Below are 13,914 nucleotides of genomic sequence, written 5' to 3' on the forward strand. Positions count from 1 at the left end.
CGCCGCCAACCGTGCCTCCGTCCGTGCGGAGCCCTGTCCGGCCCCTGGATGCCCCCGTGGGCCCCCGTCGAGGAACAGGCTAGCGCCCGACGACGCGCTGCGTGGCGACCTCGGGACACCTCTGGACACTTTTCGGTAACCGTTGTAATTTTCAGGCCAGACGCAAATGGGTAACCGTTGTAAAACGGTGCGGCCCGAACGCCGACGGTCAAGGAGGACCGCATGGGACGAGCGATGGTGCGGCTGGACCCCGCCTACACGGTGGGGCCCGTGCGGCCGAGGACCTTCGGGTCCTTCGTCGAGCACATGGGCCGGTGCGTCTACACCGGCATCTACGAGCCGGACCACCCCGACGCCGACGAGCTGGGCTTCCGCACCGACGTCGCCCGGCTCGTCCGCGAGCTCGGGGTCACCGTCGTGCGCTACCCCGGCGGCAACTTCGTCTCGAACTACCGCTGGGAGGACGGCATCGGGCCCAAGGCCGACCGCCCCACCCAGCTCGACCTCGCCTGGCGCTCCGTCGAGACCAACCAGGTCGGCACCGACGACTTCGTCGACTGGGCGCGCGGCGTCGGCGTCGAGCCGATGATGGCGGTCAACCTCGGCACCCGCGGCGTCCAGGAGGCCATCGACCTGCTGCTCTACTGCAACGCCGACACCGGGACGTCGTGGCCCGACCGGCGGGCCAAGAACGGCCACACGGAGCCCCACGACATCCGCGTCTGGTGCCTCGGCAACGAGATGGACGGCCCGTGGCAGATGGGCCACAAGACGGCCGAGGAGTACGCCCGGGTCGCCGAGGAGGCCGCGCGCGCCATGCGCCGGGTCGACCCCGGCCTCGAGCTCGTCGCCTGCGGCTCGTCCAACCGCGGCATGCCCACGTTCGGCACGTGGGAGCGGGTCGTCCTCGAGCGCTGCTTCGACCTCGTCGACCACATCTCGGCGCACGCCTACTACGAGCCCGTCGACGGCGACGTCGACTCCTTCCTCGCGAGCGGCGAGGACATGCACCGCTTCATCGAGTCGGTCGTCGCGACGGCCGACCACGTCGCCGCGGTCCGCGGCTCCGACAAGCGGATCATGGTCTCCTTCGACGAGTGGAACGTGTGGTTCCAGGAGCGCTTCCACGGCGAGAGCTCCCTCGAGGTCCGCGAGGCGCCCGAGCTCATCGAGGACGTCTACGACGTCACCGACGCCGTCGTCGTGGGGAGCCTGCTCATCACCCTCCTCCAGCACACCGACCGCGTCTCGATGGCCTGCCAGGCGCAGCTCGTCAACGTCATCGCCCCCATCGCCACCCGGCCCGGCGGCGCCGCGTGGAAGCAGACGATCTTCCACCCCTTCGCGCTCACGGCGAGGTATGCCCGTGGCACCGTGCTGCGCCCCGCCGTCGCCTGCGACGTGGTCGAGACCAAGGCCTTCGGGCCGGTCGACTCCCTCGTCGTCACCGCGACCCACGACCCCGACACCGGAGACCTCACCGTCTTCGTCGTCAACCGGAGCCGCACCGAGACGTCCGAGCTGACGCTCGACGTCGCGGCCGCCGTGGGGGGCCACCCCACGGCATACGCCCTCGTCGAGCACCTCCAGGTGCACGACGACGATCCCTCGGCCACGAACACCGAGGACCACCCCGACCGGGTGACCCCGCGCCCCGGGGACGCCGCGGTCGACGTCACCGCCGGCACCACCCTCACGGCAACCCTGCCGCCCACCTCCTGGCACTGCATCCGCCTCACCGAAGGGACCGTTCAATGACGAACACCACGCCCCGCCCGCAGTCACCCCTCACCCCGCTCTCGCGGCGCACGATCCTGTCGGGAGCGCTCGGGATCGCCGGCGTCGCCGGTCTCGCCGCGTGCGGCTCCGGCTCGAGCGGCGTCCCCGGCCAGGCACCTGCCGTGTCGGCCGGCGGGGGAGCGACCGGCTACAGCGGCCCGAAGGTGGCCCTCCAGTTCTGGAACGGCTTCACCGGCGGTGACGGACCCTTCATGAAGCGCCTCGTCGACCAGTTCAACACCGAGCACGCCAACATCGCCGTCAGCATGAACACGATGCAGTGGGCCGACTACTACGCCAAGCTCCCGGCCGCCGTCACGGCCGGCAAGGGCCCCGACATCGGCATCATGCACGTCGACTCCGTCGCGACGAACGCGGCCCGCAACGTCATCCAGCCGCTCGACGACGTCGCGACCGCGCTCAAGCTGAGCGAGTCCGACTTCGCTCCCGTGCCGTGGAAGGCCGGCATCTACAACGGCAAGCGCTACTCCATCCCGCTCGACGTGCACCCGCTCGGGTTCTTCTACAACAAGGCCGTCATGGAGCAGGGCGGTCTCGACCCCGAGAAGCCGCCGATGACGGCCGACGACTACATGGCCGCGCTCGAGACGATGAAGGGCAAGGGCATCGAGGGCCACTGGGCGAGCCCCTTCCCCTTCACCGGCGGCCTGTCGATCCAGTCGCTCATCTACCAGTTCGGCGGCTCGCTCTTCTCCGACGACGCCAAGCAGGTGCTCTGGGCCGACGACGCCGGCGTCAAGGCGCTCACGTGGTTCCAGGACCTCGTCACGAAGGGCTACTCGGCCGGCAAGATCGCCCAGGACGCCGACATCGTCGCCCTCCAGAACGGCAAGACCGCCTTCAACTGGAACGGCATCTGGACGATCAACACCCTCAAGGAGAAGTCGGGCCTGCAGTGGGGTGTCGCGCCGCTGCCCAACATCGGCGGCACCAAGGCGGCGTGGGCCGGCTCGCACCAGTTCGTCCTGCCGACGATGCGCACGCCCGACGAGAACAAGCAGGTCGCGGCCCGCGTGTTCCTCAACTGGATCAGCACGAAGAGCCTCGAGTGGGCCAAGGGCGGCCAGGTGCCGGCCCGCAACTCGGTGCGCGAGTCGGCGGAGTTCAAGGCGCTGACCGACCAGGCGACGCTGGCCAGCCAGATCGACGACCTGCACTTCCCGCCGCCGGTCGCCGGCATCGGAGACGCCATGCCGGAGTTCGACAAGGCGGTCAACGCCGCCGTGCTCGGCGGGCAGGACCCCAAGACCGTCCTGTCCGACGCGGCCGGTCGCGCGACGAAGATCCTCGAGGCCAACGCCAAGAAGTACGGGGCCTGACCGCATGGCTGTGACGACGGCACAGCCCACGAGACCCCCCTCGGGAGCGACGCCTGCGCCGGGTGGGCGTCGCTCCCGGGGAGCGACATCCGGCATCCACGGGTCCCGGTGGACGCCCTACCTCTTCCTGTCGCCCTTCCTGCTGCTCTTCATCACGTTCGTCGCCGTCCCCGGGGTCCTCGGCATCTGGATCTCCCTGCACGACTGGGACTTCCTGCTGCCCAACAAGCCCTTCGTCGGGGCCCAGAACTACGCCGACCTCCTCGACAGCGGGTCGCCGCAGTTCGAGGCCTTCTGGAACGGGATGAAGGCGACCGGCATCTTCGTCGTCATCAGCGTCCCGTTCCTCGTCGTGCTGCCGCTGCTGCTCGCGATCCTGCTCAACCGGCGCTTTCCCGGCCGCACGTTCTTCCGGGCCGTCTTCTTCGCCCCGTTCGTGCTCGGGGTCGCCGTCGTCGGCCTCATGTGGCGCTACCTGCTCGACCCGTCGTTCGGCATGGTCAACGGCCTGCTCTCGGCGCTCGGCCTGCCGGGCGACACCGCGTGGACGACCGAGCAGCCGTGGGCGTGGATCTCGCTCGCCGCGGTCACCGTCTGGTGGACCATCGGCTTCAACGCCGTCATCTACCTCGCGGGTCTCGCCGACATCCCGGCGGAGCACTACGAGGCCGCCGAGATCGACGGCGCGACGCCGTGGCAGAAGCTGCGCTACATCACGATCCCCGGCCTGCGACCCGTCCTGATCTTCGTCGTCGTCACGACGGTGCTCGCCAGCGCCAACATGTTCGGCCAGAGCTACCTCATCACGCGGGGCGGGCCGGGCGACTCGACGCGCACGGCGATCATGGAGATCACCGACCTCGGCCTCTCGCAGTACCGGATGGGCCAGGCCTCGGCGATGAGCTACGTGCTCGCGGTCTTCCTCGCGCTCATCTCCCTCGTCAACGTCTGGGCCCTGAGGGAGAAGAAGTCGTGAAGCGCCGCAACGGACCCCTCTTCTGGCTCGGCATGGGCGTGCTCAGCGTCATCTTCATCGGACCGCTGCTGCTCGTGCTGCTCACGGCGTTCAAGTCGCAGAGCGAGTCGCGCACCGTGCCGCCGACGTACTTCCCGTCCGAGTGGAGCCTGCGTGCCTTCGACGTCCTCTTCTTCCAGGACGCCGCGAGCCCGGTGCTGCGGTGGTTCCTCAACTCGATGCTCGCGGCGACGATGCACGCCGCGCTCGTCCTCGTCGTCTGCTCGCTCGCGGGCTACGCCCTGGCCCGCATGGAGTTCCGCTTCAAGAAGGCGATCTTCGGCGCCATCATCCTCACCCTCTTCGTGCCGGGCTTCATCTTCCTCATGCCGAACTTCCTGCTCCTCGACAAGCTCGGCTGGCTCGACCAGATCTGGGCGCTCGTCGTGCCCGGAGCGGCGGGGGCGTTCGGCGTCTTCTTCATGCGGCAGTTCTTCATGGGCCTGCCCAGGGAGCTCGAGGAGAGTGCCAGGCTCGACGGTGCAGGGCCCTTCCGCACGTGGTGGTCGATCGTGCTGCCCAACGCGCGACCGGCGCTCGTCACGCTCGGTGTGCTCAGCTACCTCGCCAACTGGAACGACTTCATCTGGCCGATCTACGTCCTCTTCTCGCCGGAGCGGCTCACCCTGCCCGCGGGTCTGAGCCGCCTCCAGGGCGCGTACACGATCGACTACCCCGTGGTCATGGCGGGCGCCATGCTCGCCGCGATCCCCGTCCTCGCGCTCTACGTCTTCGTGCAGCGCTACGTCATCGAGGGCGTCGCCAGCAGCGGCGTCAAGGGCTGAGGAGTCCGTATGCGTCCCCTGACCTCCCCGCTCGGCCGCGCCGTCCGGCGCGGAAACGCTTGTCTCGCAGCCTTCGTCGTCGCCGTCGGCGTGAGCGCCGTGGTCCCTGCGGCCGCCGCGTCCGCCGGTCGTATGCCGGCCGCCACAGCCCCAGCGACGGCCGACAACGCCGTCTCGGACGCGTTCTCGGACACCTTCGCCGACCCGTCCGTCATCCGCGGACGCGACGGCTGGTGGTACGCGTACGCGACGTCCGACCCGCTGCGCGCGGGTGACGCACCCGGAGCGATCCACATGGCACGCACCCGCGACTGGTCGAGCTGGGAGTACCTCGGCACGGTCTTCGACGCGGGCAACCGGCCGTCGTGGGCCACCTCGACCGCCGGCCTCTGGGCGCCCGACATCCGTTACGTCGCAGGGCGATACGTCCTCTACTTCACCGTGACGGACACGACGCTCAACCCCGGCGACGACTCCGCGATCGGTGCCGCGACGGCGCCCTCGCCGTCGGGTCCCTGGACTCCCGCCCCCGCGCCGGCCGTCCCACCCCGGCCGGCGTCGGGTGGCGGGTTCCTCTGGACGTTCGACCCGGCGGGCTTCACGGACGTCGACGGCCAGCGCTACCTCTACTACGGCAGCTACTTCGGCGGCCTGTGGGCGACGAGGATGTCGGCCGACGGCCTGACCCCGGTCGGCACGGCCACGCAGGTCGCCGTCGACAACCGCTACGAGGGTTCGTACGTGGTGCGCCACGGCGACCTCTACTACCTCATGGGCTCGGCCGCGAACTGCTGCGCCGGCCCGACGACGGGCTACTCCGTCTTCGCCGGCCGGTCGCGCTCACCGCTCGGCCCGTTCGTGGACGCCGAGGGCACCCCGCTGCTGACGTCGCGCGTCGGCGGCACGACCGTGCTGACGCAGAACGGCAACCGCTTCGTCGGCGCCGGCCACCACGCGGTGGTGACCGATGCCGAGGGACGTGACTTCATCGCCTACCACGCCATCGACCGGACGAACCCGTGGCTGACGACGACCTTCGGCATCAACCGTCGACCGATGCTCCTCGACCGCCTCGACTGGGTCGACGGCTGGCCGCGCACCCGCGCCGGGGCCGGACCGTCCGACACCCCGCAGCCGGCGCCGTCACTGGCCTCCGGGCTCGGGATCACGCCGACCGACCCGTCGAGGAGCGGTTTCACCGGGCTGGATGACGGACCTGTCGACGCCGTCACCGGAGACACCGGACTCGTGCACGGCACCGCCTCGACGAGTGCCGCGGCGCCGTCCGGGCCGCTCCACGTGCGCCTCGACCACCGCGGCACCGAGCCGCTCCGGGTCCTGCTCGGGCGCGACCCGGCCGTCAAGGTCACGCTCGACCCCAAGGGCGGGCGCCTCACGGCCCAGACCGACCGCTGCGGCACCGTCCGCTCGTCCACGACGACGCTGCCCGCACTCCCGGCCGGAGCGTGGCGCACGCTGACGGTCGAGGCGACGTCCGACGGGCTGACCGCCGAGGTGACCGAGAGCGACCTCGCCGACGTCGTGGCGCGGGTGAGGGTGGCCGGCGACTCCCGTCCCGCCGCTGCGCCGGTGCGCCTCAGCAGCAGCAGTGCGGTCGTCGACAACGTCGTGGTCAACCCGGCGGCAGCGGATGCGACAACGCTGGCGCCCGTGCCGGTGGCCGGGGCCCTCCTCTCCGCGGAGGAGTTCGACGACCCGAGCCTCGCCGGGTTCACCTGGGTGCGGCGCAATCCGGCCGTCACCGTCTCCGGCGGGAGCCTGCACTGGCCCGTCGAGGGCACCGACCTCGTCGGCGGTGGCAACACCGCGAGCGTCCTGCTCCACGACACCCCGGGCGACGGCGACTGGATCGCCGAGGCGAAGACGACGCTCGACCTCGGTGTCGACACCGTGCGCAACTACCAGCAGTTCGGTCTGCTCGCCTACGAGGACGACGACGACTTCGCGCGCCTGTCCAACGTCGCGATCTGGAACACCCGGCAGACCGAGTTCGGCCGGGAGACTGCCGCCGACCCGGATGCCCCCGACGGTCCGACGAGCTATGGCGGCGCCATCATCGGCACCTCCGCCCCGACGCTGTGGCTGCGGCTCGCCCACCACCGCGACGCCGCCGGCGAGCACCTCTACCGGGCCGGCACGAGCCGCGACGGGGTGCACTGGACGTGGGGAGCGACGTGGACCTTCCGCGCCGACACTCACCCGCGCATCGGGCTCGTCGCGCACGGCGGCGCGAGCCCGGCCGTCACCGCCGAGGTCGACCACCTGCGGTTCTACGCGTCGAGCTGGCCGGCCGACCCGGCGGCAGGATGAGCCGCACCCGCAACTCCCAGACCGCCCACACCACCGTGGCCCTCGCCCTCGCAGCCGTGCTCCTCGCCGGCTGCGGGGGCGGGACCCCGACCCGCCCCGGAGGCACCGTGACCACACCCGCGACGCAGTCAGCACCGGCCGCGACGAACCCGGTCTGGCCGAGCAACTTCCCCGACCCGCAGATCCTCCGGGACGGCGACGGCTGGGTGGCCATCGCCACCAACGGCAACGGGATGAACGTCCAGACCCTCGTCAGCGACGACCTCGCGACGTGGACCCAGGGCAGCGACGCCCTGCCCCAGGTCGCCTCGTGGAGCACGCCCGGCAAGGTGTGGGCTCCCGAGGCACACCGGTTCGGCACGAAGTGGGTGATGTACTACACGACGATGGCGCCCGACCCGGCCATCCAGTGCATCGGCCTGGCCGTCGCCGACGACCCCAAGGGCCCGTACCGCGACTCGAGCAGCAAGCCACTCGTCTGCGAGCAGGACGAGGGCGGCTCCATCGACGCGTCCCCCTTTGTCGCGACGGACGGCACGGCATACCTCTACTGGAAGAACGACGGCAACGCCGTCGGCAGGGACACGTGGATCTCGGTGCAGCGCCTGTCGGCCGACGGGACGCGGCTCGAGGGTGAGCCGAAGCGCCTGATCCGGCAGGACCTCCCCTGGGAGGGGACCCTCGTCGAGGCGCCCTTCGTGTGGGAGCGCGACGGCGTCTTCCACCTCTTCTACTCCGCCAACGACTACGGCAGCGACAAGTACGCCGTGGGGCACGCGACGGCCTCGTCGCCGACCGGCCCGTTCACCAAGGATGAGGACCCGGTCCTGACGGGCACCGACGTCGCGGCCGGTCCGGGCCACTGCGCCCTGCTGGAGACGAAGGACGGGCGCGTGCTCATGGTCTACCACGCGTGGGTGCCCGACTCGATCGGCTCGGAGGTGCCCGGCCGGACCATGTGGCTCAGCGAGGTCACCTTCGACGGGAAGACGGTCTCGGTCACACCACCGGCGACGCGGCTGCCGTCCGGGTTGTGAGGTCTGCGGTGTATCAACCACCGTGGGCGCGGCTCTGAGTGTCAGGGGAAACGGTGCGGGGCAGGGGGGCTGCCCCGCACCACACCCCGGATCGCTTGGGCGGCTGGCCCGTTGAGGTACGTTAACCGCCATCAGGGCCCGGGATCGCAGACCTGATCAGTCGCGAGCCGGGCCCTCAGGCGTGCCTTGGGGCTTCAGGCCGGCCGGCTCACGTGCGGGCCTCGGCGAGCACCTTCCCGGTGCCGGTGCGCACCTCCAGCGCCTGGATCTCGTTGGGGCGCAGTGCCGTCGCGCCGGTGACGCGGGAGTAGCCGGCCGGCGTCGCCCGCCACGACGCGGCGCTCGTCGCCCTGCCGCTCCGGTCGATGACCCAGAGGGCCAGCTCACCGTTGGTCGGCATGTCCTCGCAGTTGACGTCGAGCTGGGTGCCCCAGCCGCGCGTCACGAGGGCGATGTCGATCCGGACCTGGCTGCCCGCGACGGCGGCCGCAGCGACGTGCGTCGTCGGCAGGGTCGGCGTGGTCGGTGTCAACAGCTGCGGACCGAGCCAGGCGCCGGCGGCGAAGAGCACGACCGCGGCTGCGGCGGCCACGACGGACATCCACGCCCGACGCCGCCGGCGGCGTCGGGCGACCTCGCCGAGGAGGGTGACGAGGTGCTCGTCGTCGTGGTCCGTCATGAGGGGAGCGGGCACGGCGACGGGGGTGTCGGTGAGGTGCGGACCGCCCTCGGGGCCGGCGAGGTCGAGCAGCCGCGGCATCCCGGAGACCTGGCCGAGCTCGGTCTGGCACTGCCGGCACGAACGCAGGTGCTCGCTGAAGGCGCGGTGGTCGTCGTCGGACAGGCCACCGAGCACGTACGCGCCGAGCAGCACGTGCAGGTCGTCCGATCCGGTGGTCATCTCGTCACTCCCATCTCGTCGAGGATGACGCGCAGGTTGCGCACGGCGTAGTAGGCCCGGGATTTCACGGTGCCCTCGGGCACCCCGACGCGGGTGGATGTCTCGGCGACGGTCAGGCGTTCGAAGTAGAGGTAGCGCACGATCTCTCGGTGGTTGGTCTGGAGGCGGCCGAGGGCTTCCTCGACGAGTACCTGGTCCAGGGCGCGGTCCAGGGCGGAGTCCGCCTCGGCCACGTCGACGAGCTGCGCCTGCTGGGGCCGCCGGCCGGCGGCACGGTGCTGGTCGACGATGAGGTGGCGGGCGGTCGTGATGAGGTAGGCGCGCAGGTTGTCGGCCTCGGGGGCCTGCTTCCAGACGCGCAGGATGACCTCCTGGACGATGTCCTCGACCCGGTTGGCGTCGCTCGTCGCGCGCCAGACGACGCGTCGCAGCATCGGCCCGTGCTCGCGGTAGATCTCAGCGACCGCCTCGTCGTCGAGCGGCATTCCGCAGCCACCTCCTCACTCGTGCTCCACCGTCCAGAGACGCCTGCGCGGCCCGTCAGGTTCAGTCCTGTCCACCCCTGAACCGTCTCACGCCGGGAGACGTATCCGACATGGACGCCACCCGGGCGTCGAGATCGAGGAGGTCATCATGATGCGAACCCGATCCATCAGCACGACGGCGCTCGCCGCCGCGGTCCTGGTGCTCTCGACGGCCTGTGGGTCGTCGACTCCCGAACCCTCCAGCCCGGCGCCCCCGGCACCGTCGGCCTCCACGTCTGCCGGAACGTCGACCGGAGGTGGCGGCGCCGAGGTCACCGAGCTCAAGACGGCGAGCTCGTCACTCGGGACGATCGTCACGGACGGCAAGGGCATGACGCTCTACATGTTCGACAAGGACACCAAGGGTGGCTCGACGAGCGCCTGCTCGGGTCAGTGCCTCGCGGCCTGGCCTCCGGCCCTCATGGGCGCGGCCGCGCCCACGGCGTCCGGGGTCACCGGCACGGTCGCGGCGATCGACACACCGGACGGCAAGAAGCAGCTCACCCTGGGTGGATGGCCGCTCTACTACTGGGCCAAGGACACGAAGCCCGGTGACGTGACGGGGCAGGCGGTCAAGGACGTGTGGTGGGTGCTCGACGCCGCCGGGACGCCGATCAAGACCAAGCCCTAGGACCTACGGTCGGGGCCGGCCCGGCCTAGCGTGGGGCCATGTGCCCCGCCGACCTGCCGAATCCGGCCCAGCACCCCGTCACCGGCGGCCTCTTCCTGTCGCCGGTGCCGGCGGGCTCGGGCTGGCCGGGTGACCCGGCGACGTCCGAGACGCCGGTCGCGGCCACCCCGGCGCAGGTGCGCCGGCTCGCGCAGGGTGCGGACGGCATACGCGAGCTCGATGCCCGCATCAGCGTGTGCCGCGCGTGCCCGCGCCTCGTCGGGTGGCGTGAGTCGGTGGCGACGGAGGGACGTCGCGCGGCGTTCGCCGACCAGCCCTACTGGGGGCGCCCCGGGCCCTCCTTCGGGGACGCGGACGCAGAGGTGCTCGTCGTCGGCCTGGCACCGGCGGCCAACGGCACGAACCGAACGGGTCGGATGTTCACCGGCGACCGCTCCGGCGACTGGTTGTATGCCGCCCTCCACCGGGGTGGGTACGCGAGCCAGCCGACGTCGGTGGCCTCGGGTGACGGGCTCGTGCTGACAGGCCTGCGCATCGTCGCCGCCGTCCGGTGCGCCCCACCCGCCAACAAGCCCACGACCGAGGAGAAGGCGACCTGCGCGGCGTGGCTCGACCGGGACCTCGAGCTCTGCGAGCCGCGGCTGCGCTCGATGCTCGCCCTCGGGTCCATCGCCTGGGACGCGGCGCTCGGGGCGGCCCGCCGCCGGGGGTGGGACGTGCCGAGGCCCAAGCCGAGGTTCGGCCACGGCGCCGAAGCCGTGCTGGCGACCGCCAGCGGGCGGCAGGTGCGCCTCGTCGGCAGCTACCACGTGAGCCAGCAGAACACCTTCACGGGCAAGCTCACCGAGGCGATGCTCGACGAGGTCATCGCGCGCCTCTGAGCGGGGTCGTGGCAGGATCGCCCGTCGTGAGCGAGGCACCAGGATTCAGGCCGGTCGTCGGTGTGGCGGACGCGGCCCTCGACCAGCGGCTCTCCGACGAGCTCGACGTCGTCAACGCCGCGGCGACTGCAGGCACGCCCGCGGCGCGCGAGCTGACGATCCGGGTCGACGACGCGTCGGGGGAGCTGGCGGCCGGCGTCAGCGGCTGGACCTGGGGAGTCGCGGCCGGCATCGGCATGACGTGGGTGCGCGAGGACGTGCGTGGGACCGGGCTGGGGGAGCGGCTGCTCGCCGACTTCGAGTCCGAGGCGCGCTCGCGTGGATGCACCCACGTCTTCGTCACGTCGTTCACGTTCCAGGCTCCCGGCTTCTACGAGAAGCAGGGCTACCGCGAGATCTTCCGCTGGGAGGGCGTGCCCACGGCGGAGGCGGCTGACGTGCACTTCCGCAAGGAGCTCTGAACGCGGGGAGGCGTCTCGAGTCGCGCTGAGTAGGGGCGACGATGCGCCGGCGGCGGTCATGGGCGAGGGTGGGGGTGTGGAGCCACGCAGCGTTCGCCCGTACATTGTCGCCCTCGGCCTGCTCTGGATCGTCCCCGCCGTCCTCGTGCTCGTGCTGCACCTGACCCTCCCGGACTACAACGCCTCGGGGCAGTGCACCGGTCTCGGCTTCGGCTGCGCCCCGGCGCCCTCGGACGCCGTCCTCTTCCTCGGCTACCTGGCGGCCCTGCCGCTCTTCCTCCTCGGCATGGTGGCCTGCCTCGTCATCGCCGTCGTCCGTGCTCGCCGTGACCGGCGCGCCGCCGGCCGCGAGGATGCCGGCGCCGCGGAGGGCCGCGAGGACGGCGACCTCCTGGGCTGACGGGGTCGGTGCCCTGACGTCAGAGGCCGTCGACGAGCCGCAGGACGTCGATCCCTAGGACGGCGAGCATCGCGGTCGTCGCCACCACTCCGGTGGCCAGGGCGATCGGGAGGGCCGCGAGGACGGGCGGCCACGCGGCCGCTCGGGTCCGGAGGGCCAGTCGCGACAGGCCCAGGGCGCCGAAGACGTTGGCACCGATGCCGACCGCCAGCGCCAGCTCGTAGCGGTCGACGTCAGGCTCGTCGATCGAACCGAGGCCGGCCACCGAGGTGAAGCCGTAGGTCAGGGCGTGCAGGACGAGCAGCGCGAACGCGAGGCCGGCCAGGAACACCGTCGTCAGGACGCCGATGGCCAGAGACCACCACGGCAGGCTGAGTCCCCAACGACTCTCCACCGCCTCTGTCGTGTCCATGCCGGCCATCGTCGCAACTCCCGTCGTGAACCGCGTGCGTATGCGTACTCGACCGGGGCCGCCAGGCGCGGTCAGAGACGTCGGGCGTAGCCGAGGAGCTCGGGGCAGGGCAGGAACGAGCTCCTGCTGCGCTCACCGGTCGGCTGCCAGCCGTGCTTCTCGTAGAAGCGGCGGCCCCGGCCGTTGCCGGTGAAGACCCGGAGTCGGGCGCGCGTGATGCCTCGCTCTCGCAGACGGTCGAGGACGTCGTCGTGCGCGAGTGCCGCCAGACCCGTGCCCCAGTGCTCGACGGCGATGCCGAAGTGCAGGAACTCGTCACCACGGATGGCGGCGAACCCCGCGACGGCGTCGCCGTGCAGGACCACGAAGCAGTCGGTACCCAGCAGGTCGAGCTCACGCAGCCACCGGTCGGCGATCGCCTCCCTCGGGAACGGGTGCTGGTCCTGCGGGAAGACGTCGGCGAGCCCGAGCACCGCACCCGGCTCCTGGACGGCAACGACCCCCGGCACGTCCGCCGCGGTCATCATCCTGAGAATGGTCATCCGCGGTGCCTCTGGTCCTCGCCGGAGGGGGACGAGCCACCCGTTCGGCTCGTCTCACGTGCCGGCACCCAGTGGAGGACGACGGCGACGAGCAGCAGTCCGACGGCTAGTCGTGCGACCCATGCAGCCCATGTGACGGACTGAGACGTGCTCGGGCCGGTGAGCAAGGACAAGAAGGTACGCATGGAGCGGGTCGCGCCGGCCCAGCGGTCTGAGGGCGCCCCGTCCCCGAGGTCTGCTGCCTGCGGATCGGCGAGGACGAGCGACGCCATCGACGCGATGACGCCGAGGCTCGCGCTGGCGAAGGCCAGCAGTCGTCGGGACTCGAGCCGGTCGGTGGCCCACGAGTGCCGCGCGTCCATCGCGGCACCGAGTGAGAGCACCAGACCGAGCACGACGAGGGAGCCGAGGCACGTGGTCAGCAGGCCCGCCGCGGCGAAGAAGGCCCAGTCGATGAACAGGGACGGTGCGGTGAGCAGTGGCCCCGCGCCACGGGCGGAGCCGAGCAGCAGCGAGACGGCTGCTCCGAGGTAGGCCGCCGCGATCGAGGCAGCGGCCGCAACCAGTCCCGGCAGACAGGGGCGCAGGAGCTCCGTGAGCGGGAGCGGTCCGTGTGACCGGGGGCGAGACCAGAGGAGGCGCGCGGGCCACCGAGACCGAGGACGCACGAGGATCACTGTGACGAAGGCAAGGCCCGGAACGACGATCGACGTCGAGGCGAGGACGTCCTCGTCGAGGCTCGGACCCACGCCGGCGGTGATCAGGAGGTTGAGCAGGGCCCAGACGCCGGTCAGCACCCAGCCGGCCCGCTCGCGCACGGCGCGACTCGCTGCGTCCCCTGTCACGTGGGGAGTATGACCCAGACCTCCGCCTCG

The 13,914-nt window shown here is 71.5% G+C and carries 15 protein-coding genes; 10 read left to right on the forward strand and 5 right to left on the reverse strand.

Features of this window, described 5'->3' with window-relative positions:
• Positions 1 to 222 precede the first annotated feature (222 nt).
• Genes H283_RS0102205 through H283_RS0102230 form a run of 6 tightly spaced genes read left to right on the forward strand, consistent with a single transcriptional unit; the run spans position 223 to position 8,287 of the window.
• The gene (locus H283_RS0102205; protein WP_020141877.1) at positions 223 to 1,758 is read left to right on the forward strand and encodes an alpha-N-arabinofuranosidase; all 1,536 of its coding nucleotides are present in this window, start codon (positions 223 to 225) and stop codon (positions 1,756 to 1,758) included.
• Positions 1,755 to 3,119, forward strand: coding sequence for an ABC transporter substrate-binding protein (locus H283_RS0102210; protein WP_020141878.1), 1,365 nt, complete (start codon positions 1,755 to 1,757; stop codon positions 3,117 to 3,119). The genes H283_RS0102205 and H283_RS0102210 overlap by 4 nt, the downstream gene beginning before the upstream one ends.
• Before the next feature lie 4 nt (positions 3,120 to 3,123).
• On the forward strand, positions 3,124 to 4,095 hold the full coding sequence (locus H283_RS0102215; protein ID WP_020141879.1) for a carbohydrate ABC transporter permease: 972 nt from the start codon (positions 3,124 to 3,126) through the stop codon (positions 4,093 to 4,095).
• A complete protein-coding gene (locus H283_RS0102220) occupies positions 4,092 to 4,919 on the forward strand; it encodes a carbohydrate ABC transporter permease (protein ID WP_020141880.1) in 828 nt (275 codons plus the stop codon). The genes H283_RS0102215 and H283_RS0102220 overlap by 4 nt, the downstream gene beginning before the upstream one ends.
• A 9-nt stretch (positions 4,920 to 4,928) precedes the next feature.
• On the forward strand, positions 4,929 to 7,250 hold the full coding sequence (locus H283_RS0102225) for a family 43 glycosylhydrolase (RefSeq protein WP_020141881.1): 2,322 nt from the start codon (positions 4,929 to 4,931) through the stop codon (positions 7,248 to 7,250).
• The gene (locus tag H283_RS0102230; protein WP_020141882.1) at positions 7,247 to 8,287 is read left to right on the forward strand and encodes a glycoside hydrolase family 43 protein; all 1,041 of its coding nucleotides are present in this window, start codon (positions 7,247 to 7,249) and stop codon (positions 8,285 to 8,287) included. Before H283_RS0102225 ends, H283_RS0102230 begins: the two co-directional genes overlap by 4 nt.
• A 208-nt stretch (positions 8,288 to 8,495) precedes the next feature.
• Here H283_RS0102230 and H283_RS0102235 read toward each other — a convergent pair whose 3' ends face one another.
• Together H283_RS0102235 and H283_RS0102240 are read right to left on the reverse strand one after the other, a co-directional pair.
• On the reverse strand, positions 8,496 to 9,188 hold the full coding sequence (locus H283_RS0102235; protein WP_020141883.1) for a zf-HC2 domain-containing protein: 693 nt from the start codon (positions 9,186 to 9,188) through the stop codon (positions 8,496 to 8,498).
• Positions 9,185 to 9,673 (reverse strand): sigma-70 family RNA polymerase sigma factor, encoded by a 489-nt coding sequence (locus H283_RS0102240; RefSeq protein ID WP_020141884.1) that lies wholly within the window; start codon positions 9,671 to 9,673, stop codon positions 9,185 to 9,187. Before H283_RS0102240 ends, H283_RS0102235 begins: the two co-directional genes overlap by 4 nt.
• 148 nt (positions 9,674 to 9,821) lie before the next feature.
• On the opposite strand from H283_RS0102240, the gene H283_RS0102245 reads away from it, so the two are divergent.
• The 4 genes from H283_RS0102245 (at position 9,822) to H283_RS0102260 (ending at position 12,085) form a co-directional block, all read left to right on the forward strand.
• The gene (locus tag H283_RS0102245; protein ID WP_020141885.1) at positions 9,822 to 10,343 is read left to right on the forward strand and encodes a hypothetical protein; all 522 of its coding nucleotides are present in this window, start codon (positions 9,822 to 9,824) and stop codon (positions 10,341 to 10,343) included.
• A gap of 38 nt (positions 10,344 to 10,381) precedes the next feature.
• Positions 10,382 to 11,224: a uracil-DNA glycosylase gene (locus tag H283_RS0102250; protein ID WP_020141886.1), complete on the forward strand. Its 843-nt coding sequence runs from the start codon at positions 10,382 to 10,384 to the stop codon at positions 11,222 to 11,224.
• Positions 11,225 to 11,250: 26 nt separating this feature from the next.
• A complete protein-coding gene (locus H283_RS0102255; RefSeq protein ID WP_028785274.1) occupies positions 11,251 to 11,685 on the forward strand; it encodes a GNAT family N-acetyltransferase in 435 nt (144 codons plus the stop codon).
• Positions 11,686 to 11,761: 76 nt separating this feature from the next.
• Positions 11,762 to 12,085 carry a hypothetical protein gene (locus H283_RS0102260; protein ID WP_020141888.1) on the forward strand — a complete coding sequence of 108 codons (324 nt, stop codon included), beginning with the start codon at positions 11,762 to 11,764 and terminating at the stop codon, positions 12,083 to 12,085.
• 19 nt (positions 12,086 to 12,104) lie between these two features.
• Here the strand turns inward: H283_RS0102260 and H283_RS0102265 are convergent, their stop codons facing one another.
• The 3 genes from H283_RS0102265 to H283_RS0102275 all read right to left on the reverse strand — a co-directional run bounded on the left by H283_RS0102265 (position 12,105) and on the right by H283_RS0102275 (position 13,884).
• The gene (locus H283_RS0102265; protein ID WP_156022922.1) at positions 12,105 to 12,497 is read right to left on the reverse strand and encodes a hypothetical protein; all 393 of its coding nucleotides are present in this window, start codon (positions 12,495 to 12,497) and stop codon (positions 12,105 to 12,107) included.
• A 71-nt stretch (positions 12,498 to 12,568) separates the two neighbouring features.
• The gene (locus tag H283_RS0102270; RefSeq protein ID WP_156022923.1) at positions 12,569 to 13,039 is read right to left on the reverse strand and encodes a GNAT family N-acetyltransferase; all 471 of its coding nucleotides are present in this window, start codon (positions 13,037 to 13,039) and stop codon (positions 12,569 to 12,571) included.
• Positions 13,036 to 13,884, reverse strand: a complete 849-nt coding sequence (locus H283_RS0102275; protein WP_156022924.1) for a hypothetical protein — start codon at positions 13,882 to 13,884, stop codon at positions 13,036 to 13,038. The genes H283_RS0102270 and H283_RS0102275 overlap by 4 nt, the downstream gene beginning before the upstream one ends.
• Positions 13,885 to 13,914: the final 30 nt, after the last annotated feature.

The organism is Terracoccus sp. 273MFTsu3.1 (genome assembly GCF_000383675.1).
Classification (GTDB): Bacteria; Actinomycetota; Actinomycetes; order Actinomycetales; family Dermatophilaceae; genus Terrabacter.

Coding starts and splice junctions, on each gene's coding strand:
- H283_RS0102230 (WP_020141882.1), top strand. CDS start 7,247: ATGAGCCGCACCCGCAACTCCCAGACCGCCCACACCACCGTGGCCCTC.
- H283_RS0102245 (WP_020141885.1), top strand. CDS start 9,822: ATGATGCGAACCCGATCCATCAGCACGACGGCGCTCGCCGCCGCGGTC.
- H283_RS0102240 (WP_020141884.1), bottom strand. CDS start 9,673: ATGCCGCTCGACGACGAGGCGGTCGCTGAGATCTACCGCGAGCACGGG.
- H283_RS0102250 (WP_020141886.1), top strand. CDS start 10,382: ATGTGCCCCGCCGACCTGCCGAATCCGGCCCAGCACCCCGTCACCGGC.
- H283_RS0102215 (WP_020141879.1), top strand. CDS start 3,124: ATGGCTGTGACGACGGCACAGCCCACGAGACCCCCCTCGGGAGCGACG.
- H283_RS0102270 (WP_156022923.1), bottom strand. CDS start 13,039: ATGACCATTCTCAGGATGATGACCGCGGCGGACGTGCCGGGGGTCGTT.
- H283_RS0102225 (WP_020141881.1), top strand. CDS start 4,929: ATGCGTCCCCTGACCTCCCCGCTCGGCCGCGCCGTCCGGCGCGGAAAC.
- H283_RS0102265 (WP_156022922.1), bottom strand. CDS start 12,497: ATGGACACGACAGAGGCGGTGGAGAGTCGTTGGGGACTCAGCCTGCCG.
- H283_RS0102205 (WP_020141877.1), top strand. CDS start 223: ATGGGACGAGCGATGGTGCGGCTGGACCCCGCCTACACGGTGGGGCCC.
- H283_RS0102235 (WP_020141883.1), bottom strand. CDS start 9,188: ATGACCACCGGATCGGACGACCTGCACGTGCTGCTCGGCGCGTACGTG.
- H283_RS0102210 (WP_020141878.1), top strand. CDS start 1,755: ATGACGAACACCACGCCCCGCCCGCAGTCACCCCTCACCCCGCTCTCG.